22 protein-coding genes and 1 tRNA gene are annotated in these 26,717 nt (G+C 50.6%); 8 read left to right on the forward strand and 15 right to left on the reverse strand.

Annotated features, from left to right (window positions below):
- Nucleotides 1-250: 250 nt before the first annotated feature.
- Entirely contained in the window at nucleotides 251-2,287 is a 2,037-nt protein-coding gene (locus Q399_RS0101485) for an NADPH-dependent 2,4-dienoyl-CoA reductase (protein WP_031564723.1), read from the reverse strand.
- Nucleotides 2,288-2,451: 164 nt separating this feature from the next.
- Here Q399_RS0101485 and sppA point away from each other — a divergent pair, with 164 nt between their 5' ends.
- Nucleotides 2,452-4,329, forward strand: a complete 1,878-nt coding sequence (gene sppA / locus Q399_RS0101490; RefSeq protein ID WP_031564725.1) for a signal peptide peptidase SppA — start codon at nucleotides 2,452-2,454, stop codon at nucleotides 4,327-4,329.
- Between the two features lie 207 nt (nucleotides 4,330-4,536).
- Here the strand turns inward: sppA and Q399_RS0101495 are convergent.
- Nucleotides 4,537-4,627 (reverse strand) — tRNA-Ser (locus Q399_RS0101495).
- Nucleotides 4,628-4,840: 213 nt separating this feature from the next.
- On the opposite strand from Q399_RS0101495, the gene Q399_RS0101500 reads away from it, so the two are divergent.
- The 5 genes from Q399_RS0101500 to Q399_RS0101520 all read left to right on the forward strand — a co-directional run bounded on the left by Q399_RS0101500 (nucleotide 4,841) and on the right by Q399_RS0101520 (nucleotide 6,847).
- Nucleotides 4,841-5,506 carry a Bax inhibitor-1/YccA family protein gene (locus Q399_RS0101500; protein ID WP_031564728.1) on the forward strand — a complete coding sequence of 222 codons (666 nt, stop codon included), beginning with the start codon at nucleotides 4,841-4,843 and terminating at the stop codon, nucleotides 5,504-5,506.
- A 71-nt stretch (nucleotides 5,507-5,577) separates the two neighbouring features.
- A complete protein-coding gene (locus Q399_RS0101505) occupies nucleotides 5,578-5,916 on the forward strand; it encodes a DsrE/DsrF/TusD sulfur relay family protein (RefSeq protein WP_245612799.1) in 339 nt (112 codons plus the stop codon).
- Nucleotides 5,916-6,266, forward strand: coding sequence for a DsrE family protein (locus Q399_RS0101510; protein ID WP_031564732.1), 351 nt, complete (start codon nucleotides 5,916-5,918; stop codon nucleotides 6,264-6,266). Before Q399_RS0101505 ends, Q399_RS0101510 begins: the two co-directional genes overlap by 1 nt.
- Complete coding sequence (locus Q399_RS0101515) at nucleotides 6,267-6,524, forward strand: DsrH/TusB family sulfur metabolism protein (RefSeq protein ID WP_031564734.1); 258 nt, start codon at nucleotides 6,267-6,269, stop codon at nucleotides 6,522-6,524. It abuts the gene before it with no gap.
- Nucleotides 6,512-6,847 carry a TusE/DsrC/DsvC family sulfur relay protein gene (locus tag Q399_RS0101520; RefSeq protein ID WP_031564736.1) on the forward strand — a complete coding sequence of 112 codons (336 nt, stop codon included), beginning with the start codon at nucleotides 6,512-6,514 and terminating at the stop codon, nucleotides 6,845-6,847. Before Q399_RS0101515 ends, Q399_RS0101520 begins: the two co-directional genes overlap by 13 nt.
- A gap of 61 nt (nucleotides 6,848-6,908) precedes the next feature.
- On the opposite strand, the gene Q399_RS0101525 is transcribed toward Q399_RS0101520, so the two are convergent.
- From Q399_RS0101525 to lrp, 7 genes are all read right to left on the reverse strand, one after another.
- Nucleotides 6,909-7,115, reverse strand: coding sequence for a hypothetical protein (locus tag Q399_RS0101525; RefSeq protein ID WP_031564740.1), 207 nt, complete (start codon nucleotides 7,113-7,115; stop codon nucleotides 6,909-6,911).
- Nucleotides 7,116-7,171: 56 nt separating this feature from the next.
- A complete protein-coding gene (gene serS / locus Q399_RS0101530; protein WP_031564744.1) occupies nucleotides 7,172-8,461 on the reverse strand; it encodes a serine--tRNA ligase in 1,290 nt (429 codons plus the stop codon).
- A gap of 6 nt (nucleotides 8,462-8,467) precedes the next feature.
- Nucleotides 8,468-8,845 (reverse strand): fluoride efflux transporter CrcB, encoded by a 378-nt coding sequence (gene crcB / locus Q399_RS0101535; RefSeq protein WP_031564746.1) that lies wholly within the window; start codon nucleotides 8,843-8,845, stop codon nucleotides 8,468-8,470.
- A complete protein-coding gene (locus Q399_RS0101540; protein WP_031564749.1) occupies nucleotides 8,835-10,172 on the reverse strand; it encodes a replication-associated recombination protein A in 1,338 nt (445 codons plus the stop codon). The genes crcB and Q399_RS0101540 overlap by 11 nt, the downstream gene beginning before the upstream one ends.
- The gene (gene lolA / locus Q399_RS0101545) at nucleotides 10,169-10,798 is read right to left on the reverse strand and encodes an outer membrane lipoprotein periplasmic chaperone LolA (RefSeq protein WP_031564751.1); all 630 of its coding nucleotides are present in this window, start codon (nucleotides 10,796-10,798) and stop codon (nucleotides 10,169-10,171) included. Before lolA ends, Q399_RS0101540 begins: the two co-directional genes overlap by 4 nt.
- The gene (locus Q399_RS22505) at nucleotides 10,799-13,504 is read right to left on the reverse strand and encodes a DNA translocase FtsK (protein WP_422784838.1); all 2,706 of its coding nucleotides are present in this window, start codon (nucleotides 13,502-13,504) and stop codon (nucleotides 10,799-10,801) included.
- Between the two features lie 175 nt (nucleotides 13,505-13,679).
- Nucleotides 13,680-14,171, reverse strand: coding sequence for a leucine-responsive transcriptional regulator Lrp (lrp, locus tag Q399_RS0101555; RefSeq protein WP_211253144.1), 492 nt, complete (start codon nucleotides 14,169-14,171; stop codon nucleotides 13,680-13,682).
- 140 nt (nucleotides 14,172-14,311) lie between these two features.
- Between lrp and ald the strand changes: the two genes are divergently transcribed.
- Entirely contained in the window at nucleotides 14,312-15,433 is a 1,122-nt protein-coding gene (gene ald, locus Q399_RS0101560; RefSeq protein WP_031564758.1) for an alanine dehydrogenase, read from the forward strand.
- Between the two features lie 174 nt (nucleotides 15,434-15,607).
- A complete protein-coding gene (locus Q399_RS0101565) occupies nucleotides 15,608-16,057 on the forward strand; it encodes a DUF192 domain-containing protein (RefSeq protein ID WP_051685665.1) in 450 nt (149 codons plus the stop codon).
- Between the two features lie 10 nt (nucleotides 16,058-16,067).
- Here Q399_RS0101565 and Q399_RS0101570 read toward each other — a convergent pair whose 3' ends face one another.
- The 6 genes from Q399_RS0101570 to Q399_RS0101595 form a co-directional block, all read right to left on the reverse strand.
- On the reverse strand, nucleotides 16,068-16,325 hold the full coding sequence (locus tag Q399_RS0101570) for a DUF2960 domain-containing protein (RefSeq protein WP_031564762.1): 258 nt from the start codon (nucleotides 16,323-16,325) through the stop codon (nucleotides 16,068-16,070).
- Nucleotides 16,326-16,327: 2 nt separating this feature from the next.
- On the reverse strand, nucleotides 16,328-17,443 hold the full coding sequence (locus tag Q399_RS0101575; RefSeq protein WP_245612800.1) for a lysophospholipid acyltransferase family protein: 1,116 nt from the start codon (nucleotides 17,441-17,443) through the stop codon (nucleotides 16,328-16,330).
- A 117-nt stretch (nucleotides 17,444-17,560) separates the two neighbouring features.
- Entirely contained in the window at nucleotides 17,561-18,067 is a 507-nt protein-coding gene (locus tag Q399_RS0101580) for a cell division protein ZapC domain-containing protein (protein ID WP_157836206.1), read from the reverse strand.
- 102 nt (nucleotides 18,068-18,169) lie between these two features.
- Nucleotides 18,170-19,180, reverse strand: coding sequence for a quinone-dependent dihydroorotate dehydrogenase (gene pyrD, locus Q399_RS0101585; RefSeq protein WP_031564768.1), 1,011 nt, complete (start codon nucleotides 19,178-19,180; stop codon nucleotides 18,170-18,172).
- Between the two features lie 106 nt (nucleotides 19,181-19,286).
- Nucleotides 19,287-24,125, reverse strand: coding sequence for an NAD-glutamate dehydrogenase (locus Q399_RS0101590; RefSeq protein ID WP_031564770.1), 4,839 nt, complete (start codon nucleotides 24,123-24,125; stop codon nucleotides 19,287-19,289).
- Between the two features lie 271 nt (nucleotides 24,126-24,396).
- Nucleotides 24,397-26,715 (reverse strand): efflux RND transporter permease subunit, encoded by a 2,319-nt coding sequence (locus Q399_RS0101595; protein ID WP_031564772.1) that lies wholly within the window; start codon nucleotides 26,713-26,715, stop codon nucleotides 24,397-24,399.
- Between the last annotated feature and the right edge of the window lie 2 nt (nucleotides 26,716-26,717).

Genomic DNA, 26,717 nt, shown 5'->3' on the forward strand with positions numbered 1-26,717 from the left:
GCTCGGGATATACCACTGCGGCGTCCGGACCAATTTATGGCGGTCCGATGGCAACAGTATGACAATACGCATGATTTTGGTGCAAAGTCTGCAGCTTGCACCAATTTGGCGTATTGCATCCGTATGACAGCTACTTAACGTGGGAAAATGCTTAGGAGCAAGTGAAATCTGAAAAAATTGTTTTCAGGGCAGGCAACAACAGGATTGAACTGTTGTTACCTGAAGTCTGACAGGTAAATTTTAACCGGGATCAAATCAGCGCAGCGAGTTCAGCGCCCTGCCGGATCGCCCGTTTGGCATCCAGCTCCGCCGCGACTGACGCGCCACCAATCAGATGACTGTTCACCCCCATACCGGTCAATTCATCATGCAGGCTGCGTTGACTTTCCTGGCCAGCGCAAACCACCACATGGTCAACGTCCAGGCAGCGCTGCTGGCCGTCCACTTCTAACCAAAGGCCTTCATCGTCAACCCGCAGATATTGCACGCCGGCTAACATGTCGACACCTTTTTTCTTCAACGAGCTGCGGTGGATCCAACCGGTGGTTTTGCCAAGGCCTGCGCCGACTTTGCTGGTTTTGCGTTGTAACAGATAGATTTTACGCGGCGAAGCCGGGCTGATCTCGGCCGGCAACAAAGCACCGCGATAAGCAAAAGTTTTATCAATGCCCCAGTCCTGTAACCAGGCTTCGGGTTGCAGCGTAAGCGAATGTGGTTCAGTGAGATACTCAGCGACATCAAAGCCAATACCGCCGGCACCAATGACGGCGACCTTCTGCCCGACCGGTTGATGGTCCCGCAGCACATCGAGATAACTCAGTACTTTCGGGTGTTCGACGCCGGGCAGCTGCAGCGCACGCGGCACAATACCACTGGCAATGACAATTTCATCAAAACCGCCGGCTTTGAGGCTCTCTGCAGTCTGCGGGCTGTTCAGCTCCAGCCGCACGGCATGATGTTTCAGCATCTGGGCAAAATAACGCAGCGTTTCATGGAACTCTTCTTTGCCAGGCACTTGTTTGGCGTAGTTAAACTGTCCGCCAATTTTGTCATCCTTATCGAACAAGGTCACCTGATGGCCACGCTGTGCGGCATAGACGGAAAACGCCAGGCCCGCAGGTCCCGCGCCTACGACAGCAATTTTTTTCGTCTGAGCAGCCGGGGTGAAATTCAGCTCGGTTTCATAACAGGCACGCGGGTTCACCAGGCAGGTGGCACGTTTTTTCTGGAAAATATGGTCCAGACATGCCTGATTGCAGGCAATACAGGTGTTGATAAGTTCAGGCGTCCCGGCTGCAGCTTTATTCACGAACTCCGGATCGGCCAGAAATGGCCTGGCCATACAAATTAAATCAGCTTCACCTTTGGCCAGGATATCTTCACCGACTTCCGGCGTATTGATCCTGTTGGTGGCAACCACCGGAATGCCGACTTGTCGTTTGATTTGCGCCGTGATCCAGCGAAATGCCGCACGCGGCACCATGGTGCCTATAGTCGGTACGCGGGCTTCATGCCAGCCGATGCCAGTATTAATTAAGGTCGCGCCAGCGTCCTGCACTGCTTTGGCCAGTTCAACCACTTCGTCGTAGCTGTTGCCGTCTTCGACTAAGTCCAGCATCGACAGGCGGTAAATAATGATAAAGTCGGCACCGCATTTCGCGCGTACCGCCCGGATTGTTTCCAGCGCCAGCCTGCAGCGGTTGGCAAAGCTGCCGCCCCATTCGTCTTGCCGCTGATTGGTGCGCTGGCAGATAAACTGATTAATCAGATAACCTTCAGAGCCCATAATCTCGACGCCATCGTAACCAGCTTTCTTCGCTAAAACCGCTGAGTGCGCGAAATCTTTGATAGTGCTACGCACCTGGCGGCCAGACATCTCTGAGGGTTTAAATGGCGTGATCGGCGATTGAATGGCACTGGGCGCCTGATTCAGCGGATGATAGCCATAACGGCCGGCATGCAGCAGCTGCAAACAAATTTTTGCGCCGTAAGGATGCACAGCTTCGGTCAGTAACCGGTGTTTGCCGGTTTGCCAGAACCAGCTGAGCTGGCTGCCAAAAGGCACCAGCGAACCGCGAAGATTTGGACTGATGCCGCCGGTGATGATAAGACCCACGCCACCTTTAGCCCGCTCGGCATAAAAGGCTGCTAATTTACTAAAGCCGTCTTTTTCTTCTTCGAGGCCGGTGTGCATACTGCCCATGATCACGCGGTTCTTCAGCTGAGTGAACCCCAAATCTAATGCTGCTAATAAATGTGGATAAGACACTTCGACCTCTCTGGTCATACCTGTTGAATGTTGCCGAATGTAACTGCTTTTTCAGATGCTGACAAGCACTGCCCCCCAGACGCAAGGCGCGCAGACACACATTTTCTTACAAATTGTCGTCGAACACTGGTGATGAATTGGGTATCTTAACGATAACTGTAAATGTATCGAAGGTTAGTTGAATGTCAGAACAAAAACCTGGTTTTATCCGTCGTTTGCTGCAATCCGTGTGGCATGGGTTCCGGTTTATCCGCAATTTCGTGTTGAATTTCGTGTTTGCTGTGCTGTTTATTGGTTTTATCGCGGTGATCTTCAGCGAAGAAGAAACAGTTCAGGTTGAACCTTCAACCGCACTGGTCCTCAATTTAAAAGGTGATCTGGTCGAAGAAAAACGCTGGGTAGATCCGGTGGAAAAGGCCATCAGTGAATCGACGGGTTCTGAAGAAGAACAGCCGGAAGTGCTGGTACGTGATCTGGTCAAAGTCATCGATGAAGCGACCAAAGACGAACGCATTAAGGTTATGGTGCTGACTTTGTCAGACCTTGGCAGCGGTTCTCTTGATAAACTGCAGACGGTCGGTAAAGCGCTTGAGCGTTTCAAAGCAGCAGGCAAAAAGATTTTTGCCACCGGTGCTTATTACAGCCAAAACCAGTATTTCCTCGCCAGTTACGCTGACAGCATCAACTTAAATCCGATGGGGGCGGTGATCCTTGAGGGTTATGGTTCTTATCCGATGTATTACAAGGCGGCGTTGGAAAAACTGCAAATTTCGACGCACGTGTTTAAGGTCGGTACCTACAAATCAGCGGTAGAACCTTTTACGCGCAACGATATGTCGCCGGAAGCCAAAGAAGCTAACAGCGCCTGGTTACAGGAACTGTGGCAAAATTACAAACAACAAGTGGCAGAGCGCCGTGGTTTTGCGCCCGATAACTTTGACGAAACTTTTGCCCGTCTCTACGAGCGCATTAACGCTGCCAATGGTGACATGACGCAATACGCTTTAGACGCCAAACTGGTAGACAGCATCAAAACCCGCGAAGAGTTCCGTCAGGACATTATTGCGCTGGTCGGCGAAGACAAAGAACATCACACCTTTAACCAGGTGCATTATGAAGACTACGCCAGCCTCGTGATCCCGCCGTTCCCGGTGAACAATCCGATGACCGATAAAGTCGGCCTGGTCATCGCCCGTGGCGCTATTGTCGATGGCAATGTCAAAGCCGGCATGATCGGCGGTGAAAGTACGGCAAAATTGCTGCGTAATGCCCGTTATGATGAAAAGATCAAAGCCGTGGTACTGCGCATTGACAGCGGCGGCGGCAGTGCTTTTGCTTCAGAGCAAATAGCGCAGGAGATCCGACTGTTAAAAGCCGCTGGTAAACCGGTGATTGCATCAATGGGCGCTGTCGCTGCCTCTGGTGGCTATTGGATCGCTGCGCCGGCCGATCAGATTTTTGCCGCCCCTACCACAATCACTGGCTCTATCGGTATTTTTGCGCTGTTCCATACGGCTGAAAATGCGATGTCGACCCTGGGTCTGAACGTCGATGGCGTTGGTACCACAGAGTTGGCTGGCTTCTCCTCAGGCCTGCCGCTGTTTAAAGGCCTGTCGGGCGATGCAGAAAAACTGTTACAGCGCAGCATTGAAAACGGCTATGACGAATTTATCACCCACGTCAGTACCACCCGTAATATTGATAAGGCTCAGGTGGATAAAATTGGCCAGGGCCGCGTCTGGACTGGTCAGAAAGCATTAGAATTAGGCTTAGTGGACAAACTGGGCACACTGGAAGATGCCGTCGCCGCTGCTGCAGAAAAAGCCAGTCTGAAAAACTTTGATGTACAGGTGATTGAACAGGAACTGACCGAGCAGGAAAAACTACTGGCTCAACTGTTTGGCGGTGCCAAAGCCTTTGGTTTGTTGCCGGAACAATCCGTCAGCCAGACTCCGGTACAAAAGCTAATGAAACAGCTGAATCAGGAACTTTCCGTGTTAAACCAGTTTAACGACCCGAATGGTTTATATTCGGTCTGTTTCGCCTGTCAGGTGCAGTAAACGCTGTTGAGTTAAGAAGCCGGTGTTGACCGGCTTTTTTTATGTCCATGGATGGACGGTATGCCGTAAATGCAGGGAGCAATTTTTCGGCGATGTCCATGTATGGACGGTACGCAATATATAAAGGCGCATGTTAGCAAGAGCTTTGCGACTATATAGCTGGACTAAAAAGCAAAAACCCCGCTATGAGCGGGGTTTTCTGTAATTTGGCGGAGAGAAAGAGATTCGAACTCTTGAAGGGCTACTAACCCTCGCCGGTTTTCAAGACCGGTGCATTAAACCACTCTGCCATCTCTCCGTGGTGTTTATATTAATCAACACTGCTGGAAATTCAAAGCACTTTTTTAGCAATTAACATCTTGAATTGACTGAAAGAATATTTTTTGTTCAGTCTGGCGATTTTTTAGTAAAACAGTAGTCACTGGGAATTATTTTCAGTCTGAGCGGTCTTTTTAGTCATAGCATCGCTGGCAGCGATTCGGTATAGTCCATTGATAACCAAGGAGAGTCTATGCAATATCAACAATCACAGGTCCTGACCAGTCACGACAGTGCCGCGGTCAACAAAGTTCTACGCAACACTTATCTGCTTTTGGCTATGACGCTGACCGGCAGCGCTGTCGCCGCTGGCATTTCGATGGCTTTAGAGCTGAGTGCTATGGCAGGCCTCGGATTATCGATACTGGCGTTAGTACTGGTGTTTGTCGTGATGAAAACTGCGGATAAAGCTTCAGGGATCGCTTGGGTGTTTTTATTCACCGCCGTGATGGGCGCATCGATTGGCCCTATGCTGAACCGCTATGCCGCCCTGCCAAATGGTCCGGAACTGATTATGCAAGCCTTTGGCGCGACCGCACTGATTTTCTTCAGTTTGTCGGCCTATACGCTGACCAGCAAAAAAGATTTCTCCTTTATGGGTAATTTTTTGTTTGTTGGTTTAGTCTTGGCCTTTGTTGCCATGATTGCGAATATCTTCTTTCAGGTACCAGCACTGCATCTGGCCATTAATGCAGTCGTGGTGCTGATCATGTCTGGTTTTATTCTGTTTGATACCAGTCGTATTATTCATGGCGGCGAAACCAACTACATCCGCGCTACAGTGGGACTGTATCTGAACATTTTTAATTTGTTCACAGCGTTACTGCAGCTGTTAGGTGTATTTGGCAGCGACGACTAACGACAAGCTGGTCCATTTCCTCTAAAATGCCCCACTCTTTGGGGCATTTTTTTGAGTCTATGGCCAATTTTGTGTTGTATATCCAAGCGGATTGTTTCGCGAGTCCAGTGCTCGATGAGGTGCAGCGCTTTGCTAGTGCGGCTATTGCACTCGGTCATCAGATTGACCATATCTTTTTTTATCAGCAGGCAGTACAGGTGATTTGTCCTGATCTTGATTTACCATCCGACGAAATTGATTTAGTTGGCCGATTCTGTGAATTTGCCAGTGCCGCGAATATCCCACTGTTATATTGTGCCACCGCTGCAGAAAAACGCGGCTTTACCAAAGCCCGGCCCGGATTCACATTGGCCGGTCTCGCAGAATTTGGCATGCGGCTCTCAAGCGCTGACAAACTGGTGCAATTCTGATGCGCCGCTGTGTCATCATCCAACAACAAAGCGCCTGGAGCGGCAGTGCGGCACGCGAAGCGCAGGACCTCGCTCTGGCGCTTGCAGCTACCGACCATCAGGTGACCCTGCTATATCGGGGCGCTGCGGTCACTCAGCTATTGCCGCTGTCAACGCCACTCGTTGTGAAAGATTTTACCGTGACGCAAAAACTGTTTGCGCTTTATGACATCGAGACGGTTGCAGTCTGTCAGCAAGCGATGGCCGATTTTAAGCTTTCTGCTGACCAGTTGCGCCTCGCGGTTAACATGCTGGATGAGCCCGCCCAGCGCAAACTGCTGGACGAAGCAGACTTTGTGGTGGTGATTTAAATGCTACTATTTCAACTCAATCAGGCTACCTTGCCGCCGTTGCTCGCGCTGGCAACTCCTGATGATATGCTACTCCTGCGCCGCGACGCGGTGTACTTGTTATTAAGTCAGCATAGCTGGCCTTGTCAGGTGAGCGTGTTGCAACAAGATATACTGCAACGCGGTATTGCCTGCCCTTCGGCTGTCGCTGTATTGAGCGACGAAGAATGGGTTGAACTGACACTTGAGGCCTCACAGGTGATCTCATGTCTGGATTAAGTGCAGAATTTTCTGGTATTCCACTGGATAAACACGGTTATCTGGCGGATTTAACGCTGTGGAGCGAAGCGTTGGCCATGGAGTTTGCCCGGCTGGAACAGATCAGCATGACGCCGGCACATTGGGAGGTAGTCTGGTTTGTTCGCGATTTTTACCAGGAATACAACACCTCACCGGCAGTACGTATTCTGGTCAAAGCCATGGCAGAAAAACTTGGCTCTGAAAAAGGTAACAGCAAATATCTGTTTCTGTTATTTCCGGACGGTCCGGCAAAACAGGCCACCCGTATTGCGGGTTTACCGAAACCGGCGAAGTGCTTATAAGGCCTTCACCACTTTATCCACGACTTACTGAACTTTCCACGATACCGCGCCGACAATTGCGTTAATGCGCGGTATTTTTGTAGATCATCCAACCCGCTTCAAAACTGATATACAGCACTATCGCTATGACAGCCAAAGTGATCAGCCAATAGACCGAGCGTAAAAACACCTTCACCGGGCTGGTCCTTGTGCGTTTTATCGCGACTTTTTTGGTGATCCCGGGATTGCGGTGTTCGGTAGAAGTAGGTTTTTCCGGTGCAGCAGTCATAACATACTCATTTCAATCAGTCACACCAGCGGCAATGCCGCCGGTGTGAAAGAGGATTAAGCAAGAACCGTTTTACCACCCATATAAGGCTGTAACACTGTTGGGATCGCGATGCTACCGTCGGCTTGCTGGAAATTCTCCAGAATAGCCACTAAAGTGCGGCCAACTGCGAGACCGGAGCCATTGAGCGTGTGCAGTAACTCTGGCTTTTTGCCTTCTTCCGGACGGAAACGTGCTTGCATACGACGGGCTTGGAAATCACCCATGTTGCTGCAGGAAGAAATTTCCCGATAGGTGTTTTGTGCCGGCAACCAGACTTCTAAATCATAGGTTTTGCATGAGCCAAAGCCCATATCACCGGTACATAACAGCATTACCCGGTAAGGCAGACCTAACAGCTGCAATACTTTTTCGGCATGGCCGGTCAGCTCTTCCAATGCAGCCATTGATTGTGACGGGTGAACCAGCTGGACCAGTTCAACTTTATCAAACTGATGCTGACGGATAAGACCACGGGTATCGCGGCCATAAGAGCCGGCTTCACTGCGGAAACAAGGCGTGTGCGCCGTCATTTTCACCGGCAGTTCTGCCAAATCATAAATCCGGTCACGGGCCAGATTAGTCACCGGCACTTCAGCTGTTGGGATCAGGCTCATACCGACGCCTTCTTCCGTTGCCGGCTGGGTGTGGAACAAATCTGCGCCGAATTTTGGCAGCTGCCCGGTACCATACAACGAATCTTTATTGACCAGATAAGGCACATACATTTCGGTGTAACCGTGCTGCTCGGTGTGTAAATCCAGCATAAATTGGGTCAATGCACGATGCAGCCGGGCAATTTGACCTTTTATCACCACAAAACGGGAGCCGGCAATTTTCACCGCGCTTTCAAAATCGAGGCCTTTATCTAATGCTTCGCCGAGTGCCACGTGATCTTTAACATCAAAACTGTATTGCGCTGGTGTACCAACCCGACGAATTTCGACGTTACCGGTCTCGTCTTTCCCTACAGGTACCGACAAATCTGGTAAATTCGGAATTGTCGCGGCGATGCCGTCTAATTCGGCAAGCACTGCGTCCAATTGGATTTTCGCTCTGTCGAGCTCTGCACCTAAACCATCTACTTCAGCCAGTAACGGCGCAATGTCTTCTCCGCGCGCTTTGGCCTGACCAATGGCTTTGGATTTGCTGTTGCGCTGGTTTTGCAGTTCCTGGGTAGCGACCTGCAGCTCACGACGTTGTTCTTCCAGCGCGGTGATCTTTGCCACATCCAGCACAAAACCCCGGGTGGCCTGACGGGCCGCTGTTTCCGCCAGTTCGGCGCGTAAATATTTGCTATCTAACATGTCTGCTTACTTCAAAGTCCCCAGCTTGATACCAAGCCAGGTCAGGGTTAAACACAACACCAGGTTGGCCAGCACATTCAGCGTCGCTTTGAGAAAAGCGCCCTGCTGCAGCATCAACACAGTGTCCATAGAAAAAGTGGAGAAGGTGGTAAAAGCACCTAAAATCCCGATGCCGATAAAAATTCGCCACGGATTAGGCGCCAGTTGTTCAGTCAGGATCAGACCGTACAACAGACCGATAATAAAAGACCCGAGAATATTAACCAGCAAAGTACCAAAAGGAAATGCCCGACCGAAAAGATGTAACATCGCATCGCTGAGCGCAAACCTCAGGCAAGCGCCGATGGCACCGCCGAGCGCTATAGCCGCATAGTTAATCCACATCAGGTTTATTCCCCAGATCAGACGCCGCATCAGCATCAAGTCCACGCAAATAACGCAGTTTCTCTGCCAGCTGGCGCTCTAAACCGCGATCTGTCGGTTGATAAAACTGCAAATGCTGCATTTCTGCAGGCAAATAAATCATACCCGCGGCATAAGCACCGGGCTCATCATGGGCATAACGATAGCCTTCGCCGTAACCCAGTTCTTTCAGTAAACCGGTGGCGGCGTTGCGTAGTTGTATCGGCACTTCAAAGGCTGGCTGTTCACGGACAAAAGCGCGCATTTGATTAAAAGCACTGTACAGCGCATTACTTTTTGGTGCCAAAGCACAATATACCGCAGCCTGCGCGATAGCGCGCTCTCCTTCTGCCGGCCCAACCCGCTGAAAGGTATCAAAAGCAGCCAGCGCCAGCGACAAAGCACGTGGGTCCGCATTGCCGATATCTTCCGAGGCGATCGCTAACAATCGCCTTGCCACATATAGCGGGTCACCACCGCCTTCCAGAATCCGGCAATACCAATACAAAGCCGCATCCGGCTGAGAACCACGCACCGACTTGTGAAAGGCAGAGATCAGGTCATAGTACAGTTCGCCCTGATTATCAAAACCGGGTAACTGCCGCTCAACCAGCTGTTTTAATAAACCGGTATCAATCTGTCCATCAACGCTGCTTTGAGCGGCAAGTTCCAGCAAATTCAGCATTTTGCGCGCATCACCGTCAGCCAGTTGCAACAACAGCCCGGCGGCGTGCGGCGCAAGCACAATCGGGAACTGCTGATTCAGCGTTGCATCGGCTAAAGCGCGTTGTAACAACTGTTGTAAATCATCAGTGCTGATTTTACGCAGCACACAAACCCGCGCACGGGATAACAGCGCGTTATTGAGCGCAAAAGATGGGTTTTCGGTGGTAGCGCCAATAAAGATAATGGTGCCATCTTCGATATGCGGTAAAAAAGCATCCTGCTGGCTTTTGTTAAAACGATGCACTTCGTCAACAAACAACAGTGTGCGCTGACCTTGTTGTAAGCGATTCGAGGCCCGTTCGATGGCCTCGCGGATCTCTTTGATGCCGGCGGTCACGGCTGAAATTTTCTCAATGGCAGCAGCCGTACTACCGGCTATCAGTTCCGCCAGGCTGGTTTTACCGGTGCCCGGCGGCCCCCAGAAAATCAGCGAGTTCAACTGGCCGGCTTCGATCGCCCGGCGCAATGGTGTGCCTGGGCCCAGCAAATGCTGTTGCCCGACATATTCCTGCAGGTTTTTGGGTCTCAAACGTGCAGCCAATGGCCGCACGTCTGGCGCAAAACTAAAAGACAGATTGCTCACTTGCCGCGTAAATCAACGATATCGACATCGACACCTTTCGGTGCAACGAACTTAAACTGCGCACTGTCAATGCTGACATTACTTTGCATCGCAATAAACTCAAAACTACTGGTCTGCCCGTCCTGGCTGGCGACAGCCATTTTGGCAAGGTCAACACCGGAGAACTGCAGGGTGAGTTTTTGCACCGGATTATTTTTGTCTTTGGGCGTGATGGCAAAAGTTTCGCCTTGACCAGTCACTTCATACAAAGCCCACAACTTGGCATCGCTGGAGGTCAGCAGTACAAAAGGCGTTTTGTCGACTTCCTTCGCCGCATCATAGACTTTCAACTCTTCCAACGTAGCGTCGTAATGCCACAAAGTCCGGCCGTCGCCAATTAACAGATTCGGCGTTGGGCTGATGGTCTCAAAGCGAAACAACGCGGGTTGCTTCAGGCTGAGATAACCTTCACCGGTTTGCACCTGTTTATTCGTCGCGTCAGTAACCGTCTGTTGAAAACTGGCCTGATAACTGTTTAAGCGGGCTAATTTATATTTCAGCTGCTCAGCAGCCGTTTCTGCGGCACTAACCACACCAGAACACATGGCTGCCAGTAGCAGGCACGTTAAAGATAAAACCTGTTTCATTTAAAACCCTTTTGGCGGTGGCGGAGCTAATACTTCACGGTTGCCGTTGTGACCCGGTCCACTGACAATCCCGACTTGTTCCATCGTTTCAACCAGACGTGCGGCGCGGTTATAACCTATCCGGAAACGACGCTGTACGCCTGAGACTGACGCTTTGCGGCTTTCCGTAACAAAGGCAACTGCTTGATCAAACAACGGATCGGCTTCAGCGTCATCCTCTTCCAGTGTCTCACCCGGCAACAGATTTTCTTCGTTAGTCTCGCCGGACAGAATTTCCGGAATATAGTTTGGCCGGCCGCGGGTCTTCCAGTCAGCAACGATGGCGTGCACTTCATGGTCATCCACGAAAGCACCGTGCACCCGGTTGGGTACACCGGAGCCTGGCGGCAGATACAACATATCACCCTGACCTAATAAGCTTTCTGCACCTTGTTGGTCCAGAATGGTTCTGGAGTCGATTTTTGACGACACCTGGAAGGCGATACGGGTCGGAATATTGGCTTTGATTAAGCCGGTAATGACGTCAACCGATGGCCGTTGTGTTGCCAGAATCAAGTGAATGCCGGCTGCCCGCGCTTTTTGCGCAATGCGGGCGATCAACTCTTCAACTTTTTTACCGACAATCATCATCATGTCGGCAAATTCGTCGATGACCACCACTATCGACGGCAATTTTTCCAGCAGCGGCGGCTCACCGCGCATGTCATCGGTCGGACGCCACAATGGGTCACGCAGTGGCTTGCCTTCAGCAATAGCCTCGGCGACTTTGGCGTTATAACCTTTGAGATTCCGCACCCCCATCGCTGACATCAGTTTGTAACGGCGCTCCATCTCACCGACACACCAGCGCAGGCCATTGGCCGCCTCTTTCATGTCGGTGACCACTTCGGTTAATAAATGCGGGATGCCTTCGTAGACCGACAATTCGAGCATTTTCGGGTCAATCATCAGGAAGCGCACATCATCGGGCGTTGATTTGTATAACAAACTACAAATCATTACGTTGACGCCAACGGATTTACCGGAACCAGTAGTACCGGCCACCAGCAAATGCGGCATTTTCGCCAAATCCGCTACTACGGCTTTACCGGCGATATCTTTGCCCAGAACCATGGTCAGCGGAGACTTCGATTGCTCAAACACTTCATCGCCAATCACTTCCGACAAGCGCACAATCTCACGATGCTGATTCGGCAGCTCCAAACCGATAAAAGATTTGCCTGGGATCACTTCTACCACCCGCACGCTGATAGCGGATAAAGAACGGGCTAAGTCTTTGGATAAACCAGTAATTTTGGATACTTTTACACCGGGAGCCAGGTCTAGCTCAAAGCGGGTAACAACAGGGCCGGGATAGACGCCCACGACCTTGGCATCAACGCTGAAATCCAACAATTTGACTTCAACCAGCCGTGACACGCGCTCCAGATCTTCTTCCGAAATTGGATTGACGGTACGGTTCGGCCGCTCTAATAAGCTAAGGGATGGCAAGGCATCCACCGGCGGCACCGGTTGCGGATATAGAATTTCATCCTGCTCTTCTTCATCGTCAGCGTTAATGACTGCGACTTGCTGTACCGGTAAATCTGCCGGAGTCTGAGTATGTAGATAACTTTGTGCCAATTCATCCTCGGCATAAGTTTCATCAATAGCACTGTAGCTGAGCTCATCCCCGGCAATCTCGTCAATACTGACAAAAGCGCGCGCATCCGTACGAATATCTAACGGCTGGATCGGCAAAGGTTCAACCCGGGCATCAGCATCCGGAAAAAAGGCGCGGCTTTGCACGGCCGGGTCAATTTTAATTGGACTGACTGGTTTTGGCTGGACCGGCACTGTCGTCTCAGTACTGACCACCGCAACTGGCGCAGGCGACGCCGGGATGATTTGTTCAGGCTCAAAATCGCTAAAATGCTGATCATCACGCCCGGTTGCAACGTCAAAGCCAATTTCAGGTTCAATCCGGGAACTGGAACTGACGGGATCAACGCGCTCAGCTTCAGGTTGTTTTTCCGGCTCAGATGCTTCTGCCCTCACCACGACAGGCGCTTTGACTTCCTGTTGATACGGAGTGCCTTTAATGTCACTGCGCTGCAGCGGCGCCACTACACGCACTTTGGGCTTTAATTTGCGCATCAGGGCATCAATGGTGGCGTTAAAGTGCCATAAACGACGGGCTGTTGCGACAGTAAAGGCGCCCAGTTCATCAGCGACTGTCAGCCACGAGATACCGGTCAGCAGCGTCAGGCCGATGCAAAAACTGCACAATAACAACAAACTGGAACCGACAAAGCTCAGTTGTGGTAATAACACAGCGACCAGCACATCACCGATCACACCACCGCTGGAGTACATATAAATATCGTCGAAGTTGATACTGCTGATGGCACAAGCACTAATTACGGTCAGTAACAGGCCTAACAGCCGCATGCCGAGCACGAAATAATCTAATGACAATAAATCGGTGAAGCGACGGAATAACAGATAACCGCAAAAGGCCAGAAATGGCGGCACCAGATAAGACAACCAGCCAAACACAGCAAACAAGATGTCTGCGACTTCGGCACCAATAGGACCGGCAATATTGCGAATATCACTGTGATAACCGGTTTGCGTCCAGCTCGGGTCAGCCGGGTCAAAACTCAGCAGCGCCAGCAGCATAAAAGTGGCAATACCCAGACAGGCAATTAACCCGACTTCAACCAACCGCTGGACTCCGTTCAGCGAAAATACAGTTTTTGCTTGCAACAGCATGACCCTATAAAAACTTGTCAGAAACGCAGCAAAGATACCAGACTGACTGGTTTGCTGCACATATTTCCTTGCCGTAAAATCAGCACAAAAAAGCACTTTGCTGATTTTTTATCCAGTATTGCTGTTTTCAGCCGGTGACTGCAACAAAAGTTGTTTGTTTGACCTCTTCCATCACCACATAAGTCCGGCTTTCACGCACGCTCGGCAGCCGCAGCAAGGTTTCTCCCAGCAACTCTCGATAAGCAGCCATATTGGCAACCCGTGTTTTCAGCAGAAAGTCAAAACTGCCGGACACCAGATGGCACTCTAAAATTTCATCGAGTTTTTGTACTGCTTTGCTGAACTCGTCGAAATCTTCCGGTGAAGTTTTGCTGAGTGTGATCTCAACAAACACCAGCAGCGCAGCGCCTACCTTATTCGGGTCGACCCGGGCGTTGTAACCCAGGATAAATTGTTCCTGTTCCAGCTTACGCACCCGCTCCAGGCAAGGTGTTGGACTCAGCCCTACCCGCTTGGCGAGTTCGACATTAGCCAGACGGCCGTCCTTTTGTAATTCGGTCAGAATTTTACGATCAATACGGTCCAGTTTACGGCCGCTGGATTGTGGTGAAATTGGCAAGTCAATAATCCTGCTATTTTTGTTTATACGACATATTATGCTGCCTAATAAAATTAAAACAATCAGCAATCCTGCTTTATGCGCTTTATACTAGCGAAAAATTTTACCACCCCCTGCAACAATTCAAAAAGGCAATAGCTATGATTATTGGCGTACCAAAAGAGATTAAAAACCATGAATACCGCGTCGGTATGACTCCAGCCAGCGTGCGCGAACTGGTCGCACATGGCCACACAGTCTACGTTGAACACAATGCCGGTGACGGTATTGGTTGTGGTGATGCCGAATATCAGGCGGCTGGCGCCAAAGTCTTAAACACTGCCGCTGAAATCTTTGCCATCGCAGAGATGATCGTTAAAGTCAAAGAACCTCAGGCCGTTGAACGTGCCATGTTACGTGAAGGCCAGATCCTGTTTACCTACCTGCACCTGGCACCGGATCTGCCGCAAACTGAAGATCTGATTAAATCCAAAGCTATCTGTATCGCTTATGAAACGGTCACCGACGGTCGCGGTGGTCTGCCACTGCTGGCACCGATGTCAGAAGTGGCTGGCCGGATGTCGATTCAGGCCGGCGCCCGTGCGCTGGAAAAATCCTGTGCCGGCCGTGGTATGTTACTGGGCGGTGTGCCAGGTGTTGAACCAGCTAAGGTTGTAGTTATCGGTGGTGGCATGGTTGGTACTAACGCAGCACAAATGGCTGTGGGTTTAGGTGCTGACGTGGTTGTACTGGACCGCTCAGTAGACGTGCTGCGCCGTATCAATGCGCAGTTTAATGGTGCTGTCAAAGCCATTTACTCTACTGCTGATGCGTTAGAAAAACACGTGCTGGAAGCCGATTTAGTGATCGGTGGCGTATTGATCCCTGGTGCCGCAGCACCAAAACTGGTGACCCGCGAGCATATCCGCAAGATGAAAGCAGGCTCTGCAATCGTTGACGTGGCCATCGACCAGGGCGGCTGTGTTGAAACTTCTCACGCTACCACACACGCAGAACCAACTTTTATCGTTGATGACGTAGTGCACTACTGTGTGGCCAACATGCCAGGCGCAGTGCCGCGTACTTCAACTTTTGCACTGAATAATGCCACTTTGCCATTTATCATCAAACTGGCAAACAAAGGCTACAAACAAGCGTTACTGGATGACCAGCACCTGTTAAACGGCTTAAATGTGATCAACGGTCAGGTGGTGAATCAGCACGTTGCTGAAGCGCTGAACCTGAGTTACGTTGACCCACGTCAGGCGTTAAACGCCAACTAATCAAACATTTTGATTTACATGCTAAATAGCCGGGTACGCCCGGCTTTTTTGTGTCTTGAACCTGCTGCTGACACAGGAAAAAAGCATAACAGTAGCGATACATGATGGAAGAAAATTGAGTTGCTTTCTACCGCATTGGGACGGCACAATCGATTTCAGCAACTGGAGTATCGCATGCGTCAACTAGCTTGGATTTGTCTTTTACCTTTAGCAGCCTGTCAGGCTGAAGTCCCTGTTTTTCCGCTTATTCCATTACAGGCTGGCGAACAGCAGTTGCAGGTGCAACTTGCTGATACTGTGGAACGACGCATGCGTGGCCTGATGGAACAGGCGCCGGTCAAGCACGGCATGTTGTTACTGTACGACACACCAAGACCTATGACGTTGTGGATGAAAAACACCCCGACGGCGCTTGATGTGGCTTTTATTGACCCTGAATGGCGCATCATTAAAATTCAGCCGATGATGGCCAATAGTGAAGATTTGCATGAGTCGCCGGGCGAAGTGATCGCCGCACTGGAAATGCCGCTGGGCTGGTTTGCAGCGAATTCAGTGAAGGTTGGACACTCGGTCAGCAGCTGCCAGGCTATTCCGGATAGCTGCCACAACAAATCCACAAACTAAAGCGCAGTATTTAGCTGGTTGAGTCGGGCTCGTCTTTATGCAGATAGATGTCGGCGAACCCCATGCGCTTAAATTCACTTTGCCGGAACTCTTTAATCGCTGACTTGTGTTTGGTGGTCATGGCAATTTGCTGCTCCATCTGCAAAAACTTTTTCAGATCTATCCCCTCAGCGGCTGCAACGGCTTCATGCACGTCGCGGAATTTGTCATAGCTAAAGGCGATGCGCCGCGGCTGGCCTTTGAAGGTATAAGTGATGTGGCGTGCCATGCTTATTGCCCCTGCACTTTTTGCGCGTTTTTTAACGGGTTGGCGTACATTGCGCGGGCATAATTTTGAATTTCCGGCAGCATATGTGCCAGACGACCGGCAAATTTTGCGGCAGCCTGTTCATCACTGACCTGCTCACCAGCAGCATATTGATTGGCCGGATAAATTCTATAACCCTGATAAATCTGCCGATCTATCAATTCAGCGAGTTGTTCCGGTGTCTCAAAACCATCGCGGATCATCTGACCAAAATGCAGGTGAACCCGGCCTTTGTAGCCGGTAATACCTTTAATAATACTGTCGATATCTTCAAATTCTGCTTTTTGATAACCGCCATCTTCAGCTCGTTGATACAGCTCGAGCGCTTTGGCTTCATCACAAGGGTCATATTCATACGAGATGGCGACAGGCACAATGTTAAGCTGCTGCATATAGTCAGCAAACTCAATTCCATCAGCTTTGCCAGCCATATAAAACATTTTCAAGATTGCCGGATCTGTCTGGTCAAAACCATCTTTTGCCCGCCCCTCCTTTTGTGCAATCCAGATATGCTGGCCTTCAGATAACGAATGGCGGATATAAGCAGATAATTGACTCAGTGCCTTCAGCATTTCGCGCGGGCCTTTGGCACTGCGGCGCACGATAAAACTCTTATTCAGTTTCATCAGCGCTGTAACGCAAGGTTTTTTTAGCAGATTGTCACCTATGGCGATGCGTGCAGTCTCAAAACCATTCAGGTGCAGACACCAGTTGACCAATGCCGGATCCATCGCGATGTCGCGATGGTTACAGACAAACAAATAGGCCCGATCTTTTGGCAATGTTTCCAGACCACTGCAACTGACGCCATCAGTGGTGTGTTGCAGCGCCTGCTCCAGATAACCAGATACATAACGTTGTACGTCCTGCACCGTCTGCAGGCGGCGCCAATGCCGACGCAGATACCAACCCAATAACGGACTCAACAGCTTACTGAGCCCACCAAAGGCTTTACCAAATTTGAAGCGGATAATAGCCGCGGTAAACTCCGGATCTGAAATGATTTGTTCGATCGCCTGCGGTACTTCGGCATCCGAATACGGCCGGATCTCATCAAAATTCTGCATTTCAGTCTTCACACCCGTTACCTGTATTTGTTGTTAACGGCGTATTTTTACCGATCTGCACGCGACTGCCTAGCTTTTATCAAAAGAACCGCCGATGTTTTCAGCAATAAATACAGATCTCCGACCAGATCAGGCCGATTTACGCCATGGTGCTTGTGGTGGGTGGTACGGGCTCAGTCGATCGTGCAAACTGCTAAAGCTATGACCGGCACTGAATATGCGGCCGGTCAGGGTTTCCAGCTCAGTCAACAACATCAGCCGGCATTGGGTGGCCGACGAATCCAGTACCAGTGCCAACGCTTGATTTTTGCCACACAACGAAACTAAATCAAAAGATGCCGGATGCTGGTGGCTATGCGAATTTTGCAGGTAAAAACTTTTATGCGCATCCGCCACACCAAATTCGAGGTGCGCCACAGCGTCAATGCAAGCGGCGAACACCGCCTCCGCTGGCCAGTGCAAAGCCTCTAGCGCAAACAGGCTCTGCCAGTACAACTCCGCCTGTCCCAGAGTAAAATCTGGTTGCGGCAAGTCTCTCCGGCACGGCAGCGGCGTACGGTGTAAGCCTTGCGCTGTTTTTAAACAAAGCTGGCCCTGTTGCTCACACCAATGCCAGTCAAAATGTGGTTCTGTCACCATGAGTCCGACTACAGATTTCTGATAACGCTGTTATAACGCAATCCGATCAAGGCTTTAAATACTGTTTTGCACTAGCCCACCTTGATCAGATCAGGATCGTTATAAGGCGCTGACGATCTGTTTAATAAGCGCCGGCCCCTGATAAATAAAGCCGGTATAGACCTGTACCAGCTGAGCGCCGGCAGCGAATTTTTCCTGCGCCGCTTCAGCACTGTCGATACCACCGACACCGATGATCGGAAAATCAGCGCCGACCGCCTGGCGCAATTGTCTGATGACTTGTGTGCTTTTTTGCCGGACCGGCTGACCGCTGAGACCGCCCATTTCATTGCCATGCTCTAAAGTAGCCACTGCCGTTTTATCCAACGTGGTGTTAGTGGCGATAGCACCGTCCATTTTGCTGCGCAGCAAAGTCTCGGCGACTTGTTCAACCGCCACCGCATCCATGTCCGGCGCAATTTTGACAAATACCGGTACGTATTTGCCGTGTTTGGCAGCTAAATCGAGCTGCTCGTTTTTCACTGCAACCAGCAAATCCAGCAAGGCTTCACCAAACTGCAGGTCGCGCAGACCCGGCGTATTGGGCGAGGAAATATTCACCGTGATATAGCTGGCGTGGACATAAACCTTACGCATACAGGCGACATAATCATCTTTACCCTGCTCGTTTGGCGTGTCTTTGTTTTTACCGATATTGATGCCGAGCACCCCTTTATACCGGCTGTTTTTGACATTTTCGACCAGATAGTCGACGCCTTTGTTGTTAAAGCCCATCCGGTTGATAATTGCATCGGCTTGAGGTAAACGGAATAGACGCGGTTTGTCATTGCCGGCCTGTGGTCTTGGGGTCACTGTGCCCACTTCAATAAAACCAAAACCCATGGCGGCAAAAGCATCGATACAGTCGGCGTTTTTATCCAGGCCTGCAGCCAGGCCTACCGGATTGTCAAAAATGATACCGGCCACTGTCACCGGCTTTGACGACACCTGCTGCGACCACAACATATTGAGTGGTGTGTGTTGCAGCCGTTTGAGGCTTTCCAGCGCGAAATGGTGGGATTTCTCCGCGTCCGTTTGGAACATCACAGCACGCGCCAACTGATAAAACATAGAATTTCCTTAAAAAAAGCCCCGCGAATTGCGGGGCATTTTACCTCTCTGTCAGGACTGACAGAAGTTTTTCTTTACAGTCTGCGGTTGAATGCCCGCCACCTGCTTATTTCACTGAATCGCAGTGATGGCTTAATAACATCAGCTCACGCAGCGCGACTGAGAACTTGGCGAACTCATGGCTCTTCGTGGTTTTGAACTCAGCCAGCATCAGGCGCCAACGGGCCAGAATAGCGTCGTTAGCAATCAGCCAGTTGGCAACCACGTCGTCCGCTACGCAACTGCCATTGCAACTGTGCACGACCACCTGGGCTAAGGCACGTTGTTGCCAATCCAACTCTTCGCGGTACGAGGCACGTGCCAGTGCTTGCCAGTGGTTAGCTACCGGTTGCTGCGTGATTTGCTCCAGGAACCAGTGTAAATCCAGCTTGTCGCCAAGCTTGAAGTAGATTTCTGCGACCAGTAGCAGGTCGGCCTTTTCAGCAGCCGCTACCTGTGCAATATCCATCACCGAGAACACAGTGCTGAGCTGCGCCATATAACGGGCCACTTCGGCCGGTACTTGCTGTTCCTGCAGCTTCTGCGCATACAGCGCCAGTGAATCGGCTTCAGCACGCGCCAATAAGGTGTCCAGATTTTCGCTGATGCGTGCAAGCGCAGGTTTAAAGAAGCCTACAGTATCGGCGATGCTCAGTGCCTTATTGCGATGACGCAGGAACCAGCGGGTGACACGGCGCATAGTGCGGCGTAACTGGAACAGTAAACGGGTTTGCAGTTCAGCCGGAATGCTGGTATCCAGCGCTTCCAGTTTGCCCCAGATGCCAGGCAAGTCAAACAGGTCGCGGGCAATGGCGTAACTGATGGCAACTTCGGACACACTGGAGCCTGTTTCTTCCATCATGCGCTGCACGAAGTTGGCGCCCATGTCATTGACCAGCATATTCGCCAGTTTTGTCGCGATAATTTCGGCTTTCAGTGGATGGGTTTCCATCTCTGCAGCAAATTTTTCCACCAGCACCGGCGGGAAAGCACCCAGCAGTAACTGTTTGAAATACGGCGCTTCTGACACTTCTGGTGTTACCAGTTGTTCTTTCAGCACCATTTTGCCGTAGGCCGTTAAAATCGACATTTCCGGCCGGGTCAGGCCCTGACCTTTTACCATGCGCTCAGCCAATGCTTCATCCGTTGGCAGGAATTCCAGCTCACGGTTCAGCTTGCCGTCTTTTTCCAGCGCGTGGATAAAGCGGGTGTACTCTTTTAACTGCTCAGCACCTAACAGCATCGACACTGAAATCGACTGGGTCTGACGGTAACAGTCACTGATCACGATATCCGCAACGTCGTTGGTCATGCTGTACAGCAAGTCATTACGCTGTTTCAGCGTCATGTCACCACTGGCGACCAGGGCGTTCAACAGAATCTTGATGTTAACTTCGTTGTCTGAACAATCGACACCACCGACGTTATCAATAAAGTCTGTGTTGATGCGGCCACCGTTCATGGCGTATTCGATACGGCCACGCTGCGTGGTCCCTAAGTTACCGCCTTCACCGATGATCTTGGCTTTGACTTCTTTACCGTTGACGCGCAGCGGTTCTGATGCCCGGTCACCCACTTCGGCATGGCTTTCATCAGAAGCCTTGACATATGTACCGATCCCGCCGTTCCAAATCAGGTCGACTTCCATCATCAGCGCAGCACGGATAAATTCGTTCGGCGTCAGGCTGGCGACAGTCACGCCCAGCATTTGCTGCATTTGTGGCGTCAGTTTGATCGATTTGGCGCTACGCAGGAAAATACCACCGCCTTCAGAGATCAGCTCTTTATTGTAATCATCCCAGGTTGAGGTCGGCAGATTGAACATGCGCTGACGCTCAACAAAAGAGGCGGCCGCATTTGGATTCGGGTCGACAAAAATGTGCATGTGGTTAAACGCGACCTGCAGGCGGATATGTTCAGATAACAGCATGCCGTTACCGAATACGTCACCGGCCATATCACCGATACCCACACAGGTGAAATCCGTGGTCTGACAATCAATACCCACTTCACGGAAGTGACGTTTGACCGATTCCCAGCCACCGCGTGCGGTAATACCCATGCCTTTGTGGTCGTAGCCGTTGGAGCCGCCTGAAGCAAAAGCGTCGCCTAACCAGTGGTTGTATTCCAGCGAAATACCGTTAGCGATGTCAGAGAATGTCGCAGTGCCTTTGTCGGCTGCAACCACCAGATACGGGTCGTCTTCATCCAGCCGCACCACTGATTTTGGCGGCACAATAGCACCGGCAATGATGTTGTCTGTGATATCCAATAAACCGCGGATAAAGGTGCGGTAGCAGGCTTTGCCTTCGTTCAGCCAGGCTTCGCGGCCACCTGTGGTTGGCAGTTTCTTACAGACAAAACCACCTTTAGCACCGACCGGTACAATCACAGTGTTTTTTACCTGTTGCGCTTTAACCAGGCCTAAAACTTCAGTGCGGAAGTCTTCACGACGGTCAGACCAGCGCAGACCACCACGCGCCACTTTACCGAAACGTAAATGCACACCTTCGACTTTCGGTGAATACACGAAAATCTCAAAGAATGGCAGCGGCAGCGGCATATCCGGGATCAGCGACGGACGTACTTTGAACGAGATATACGGCTTCTGTGAACCATCAGCGGCATTCTGGAAGTAGTTGGTCCGCACCATGGCCTGAATAATGGCGAGGAATCGGCGGATAATGCGGTCGTCATCGAGGTTGGCTACTTGTTCAAGCTGCGCCAGAATGTCAGCTTCAATAGCGGCGGTAGCATCACTGCTGCCTGTTGCCGCCGGGTCAAACTTGCTGTTAAACAGTTTCACCAACAGATTCGCCAGTTGCGGGTAACGGCCGAACGTCGATTCGATATAGGCCTGGCTGAAAGTACCACCAATCTGACGTTTGTACTTGGCGAAGGCGCGTAATAACGAGGCTTCACGGCCGGTCAGGCCTGCCCCCAGAATTAAACGGTTAAAACCGTCATCTTCTAAATCGCCTTTCCAGACTTTATCAAAACCTTCCTGGAACAGCTGCTGGGCTTTTTCAAAGTCCTCAGGCATTTTGCCATTCACTTCCATGCTGAAATTCAGCACCCAGCTGACAGAACCATCCGGGCAACGCACGGCATAAGGCGTTTCACCGATGACACGTAAACCGAAGTTTTCCAGCATCGGTAACACGTCTGACAGATGGATTGGGCTGTCTTTGTGGAACAGGTTCAACCTTACTGCTTTACTGTCAGCCGACTCTTCCTGTGGCCGGTAAAACAGCATTTCCAGCGGATGGTCGGCGCTTAATGCTTCAAGCTTGGCGATATCAACTAAAGCATCGTTTGGCAGCATTTCGTCTTTATAAGCGCGTGGGAACGCATTGACATATTTATTGCTGAGCTCGCGGCCGCGCACTTCACCAAAACTGCCGACCAGCGCAGTGGCCAATTTATCTTCCCAGGTACGGGCGGCTTCAATCAGATTTTGTTCGATTTCTTTCACATTGAACTCGACTGTGCTGTCGTTGATGCGCACAAAATAGTGGGTGCGTGCCAACACGGATTCAGAGAAATAGGTGGTAAATTCCACCGGCTCGTCGCTGCCAAGGAAGCCTTGCAGGATCTTTTGCGTGTCTTTGCGTAGCTGCGTGTTGTAGCGCTCACGCGGCACATACACCATGGCAGAAACAAAGCGGCCAAACGCATCTTTTCGCAGAAATAAGCGTGTCATGTCACGCTCCTGCATCTGCAACACGCCGGTGGCAACTTCTAACAGCTCGTCGTGATCAGCCTGGATCAATTCATCGCGCGGATAAGTTTCCAGAATATTCAGCAAGGCTTTGTAAGCATGGGTACCGACCGCGAAGCCGGATTGCTCCATCACTTTGGCCAGTTTGTTTTTCAGCAGCGGAATGTCAGCCGCACTGTTGTTATACAGCGAACTGGAATACAGACCGATGAAACGGTCTTCACCGACAACCTGGCCTTTGGCATCAAAACGTTTGATACCGATGTAGTCGATATAAGCAGGTCTGTGTACGCGGGACTTGTTGTTGGTTTTGGTCAGGATCAGTAAATCCGAACTCAGCGCCTGTTTGCGGGCGACATCCGGCAAGTCGCTTAACATTAAGTCACGCGACGTGCTGCGGCGCATTAAACCCAGTGCACTGTCAGCAATGCCTTCAATTTTGTAGTCGCCGGAAATAGGCACTATGGCGTACTGGCGGTAACCTAACAACGTGAAGTTATCTTTCACCAGCCAATTAAGGAAATCGGTCGCCTGCTGTAACTGCTCAGCAGATGCTAATCCGGCATTCTTCGGTAAATCAGCAATCACCTGTTCCAGCTTAGCGCGGGTTGGCTGCCAGTCTGTCACAGCCAAAGATACATCCTGCATCACAGAAGCTAATTCTGCGGTCAGTTGGTCCATCGCCGTTTTGTCGGTCATCCGGTCGATTTCAACATGGAAGACTGTTTGCTTGGTTGACGGATTGGCTTTTGTACCTAATTTGTGAAATTCGGTAATATTGCCTTTGTCATCGCGGAAGGTCTGCAGCGGATGATGCAATAACAAATGGGCGGTGATGTTGTGGCGATTCAGCGCGATACGCAGTGAATCCACCAGGAACGGCATATCTTTGATCACCAGCTCCACGATAGTGTGCTTGGATTCCCAGCCGTGTTTGGCGATCTCCGGATTAAATACCCGGATCATGGCGTCGTCGCTGTGGTGAGCATTGAGTGACTGCCACAGGCTTAATGCTGCGCCATACAAGTCGCTGTCAATCCGACCTACCAGGTCATCATGCGCAACATTGCCGTATAAGGTGAAGGCGAATTTTTCAACCAGGTCGACCTGATCTTTGACTTTCTGACGAATTAACTTGCTTACGTTTTGTAGTAGTACAGATGGTTGACCGTCTATCAGTGCCATTTTTGTATCCTTTTGTTGTCTATGCCCGGGGGGGAGCATGACATTTGTGCATAGTATACAGAGCGTGTCAGGTGCGAAGTTTATTGAGAATTGTAGTGCTTTTCGAGCTTTATTTCTGGCTTTGTGACTGGTTGTACCAGAGCTAAAAGCCAGATTTGACAAGATATTCAGCGGGATTAGATAACAAAATGGCCTTTCGGCCATTTGTATAAGGATTTTTGCATAAAGATGCGAATTGCATCTTTATGCATTTTTGCCCTGGTCGGCCGGATTATTTGCGCTGTGGCCAGAAAAAAGCTGCCAGTGCCGGCAGGACAAACACTGCACCCAGCATGTTCACGACAAACATAAAGGTCAGCAGGATACCCATATCAACCTGGAACTTCAGTGCTGAGAATACCCAGGTACTGACCCCAATCGCCAGCGTCACAGCAGTGAACAGTACGGCACTACCGGTCGACTTCAACGCGTTAAAATAGGCGGTACGCAGCGGTACGCCATCGCGCAGTGGCTGGGTCATATTGGTCAGGATATAAATGCCGTAATCCACACCAATGCCAACACCCAGCGCAATCACCGGTAAAGTCGACACTGTCAGGCCAATTTCCAGATAAGTCATCAGCGCAGTCGCCAGCATAGTCACCACATAAAGTGGAATGATGACTGCTGTCGTTGCCCGAACCGAACGGAAACTTAATAAACACAAGGCTATGACTGCTGCATAGACATACCAGGTCATTGGGTCCTGTGCCGCGGCAACGGCTTCGTTAGTTGCAGCCATGACGCCAACCGGGCCGGATGCCAGCATAAATTTAGTCTGCTCTGTACCAAGCTCTTTAGCAATGCGCTTGGCTTCCGCCACGACTTTTTCAATGGTCTCGGCTTTGTGGTCCTGCAGGAACAGAATGACCGGCATCACCGAACAATCCGGATTTAACAGGCCGGTACTGGTTTCCACCCGGCTCGATGACTGCACCAGAGATTCCGTGGTCCGTGGCAGCACCCGCCACTTCACGTTACCTTCGTTAAAGGCGGCATTGATGGTCTTCGACACCGAAGCGAGTGACACCGCACTTTGCACCCCAGGCACGTTTTCCATCTGCCATTGGAACTGGTCGATTTTTTCCATGATCGGATGGAAGGTACAGCCGTTGGCGTCCGTTTCCACCATCACATTGATGTAATCAACAGAAATGGCATAGCGGTCTGTAATAAGGAAAGTATCCTGGTTATATCGGGAGTCAGTATGCAATGCCGCAGCCCCCGGATGTAAATCGCCGATTTTCAGCTCTTTACTTTGCTGATAACCAAAAACAAACAGCGCAGCGGTCAGCAACAAAATTGGCGCTGCAACTTTCCTCTCAGTACAAGCCGACAGCAGATGCCAAAATTTATCCGCCTTTGGTGTTGGTGCTGACACAGCCGCCACATATTTATCACTGAATTTGATGTAGGACATCAGCACTGGCAACAAAATCAGGTTTGTCAGAATGATGACGCCAACGCCTAAACTGGCCGTGATTGCCAGTTCACGAATCACACCAATATCAATAGCCAGCAAAGTCAGGAAGCCAACAGTATCAGACAGCAACGCAATGCCGCCCGGGATCAACAGTTTACGGAAACTTGCTTGGGCTGCGGTTTTGGCATCTAACCCCGCTGCAATATTTTTTCCCGTAGCGTTAATCATTTGAACACCGTGACTGACACCAATGGCAAACACCAAAAATGGCACCAAAATCGACATCGGGTCTATACCAAAGCCGACCACGGTCAATAACCCCATCTGCCAGATCACTGCAATAAGCGAACAGCCGATTGGCAATAACGTCAGCTTTATTGAGCGGGAGAACATGTAAACCATGATGGCTGTAATGAAAATGGCCACGGCAAAAAACACCAGTACGCCTTTAGCGCCTTGCGCCACATCACCGACCATCTTGGCAAAACCGATGATATGGACTGTGATTTTGTCGTTCTCAAACTGGCCGCGGACTTCTTTTTCCAGCTGGCTGGCAAAAGCAATAGTGTCGAGTTTTTCCAGCGTATCCGGATTAACTTCTTGCAGCTGTGCCGTCACCATAGCGCAGCTGTAGTCATCTGCCACCATCCGGCCAACGATGCCGGCTTTGTCGACGTTCTGGCGTACTATCGCCAGACCTTTTTCATCCGACGTAAAGTCGGCCGGAATGACCGGCCCCCCGGCAAAACCGTCTTCAACTACTTCAACAAACCGCGTGCTGGGGCTGAACAACGACTTGACCAACACCCGGTCAACACCCGGCATGTAATACACCTGGTCGTGGATTTTGCGGAAAGTATCAAAAAAATTCGGGTTAAAAATATTGCCTGACGCGTCACACACTGAGATCAGTATATTGTTAGCACCACCAAAATCCTTGGCATGCTTCATATAGGTCTGCATATACGGGTGAGCTAACGGAATATTCTTGGTAAAAGCCGCATCCAGCTTGATTTGACTGGCTTTAAACAACAGGAACAAAGTTGCCAGTACGAAAGCGATCACCACCACTCCACGATGGCGGAACAGCGCGTACTCACATTTATTGATAAAACGATTTGCACTCATAA

It is taken from the genome of Rheinheimera texasensis DSM 17496, from assembly GCF_000711985.1.
Classification (GTDB): domain Bacteria; phylum Pseudomonadota; class Gammaproteobacteria; order Enterobacterales; family Alteromonadaceae; genus Pararheinheimera; species Pararheinheimera texasensis.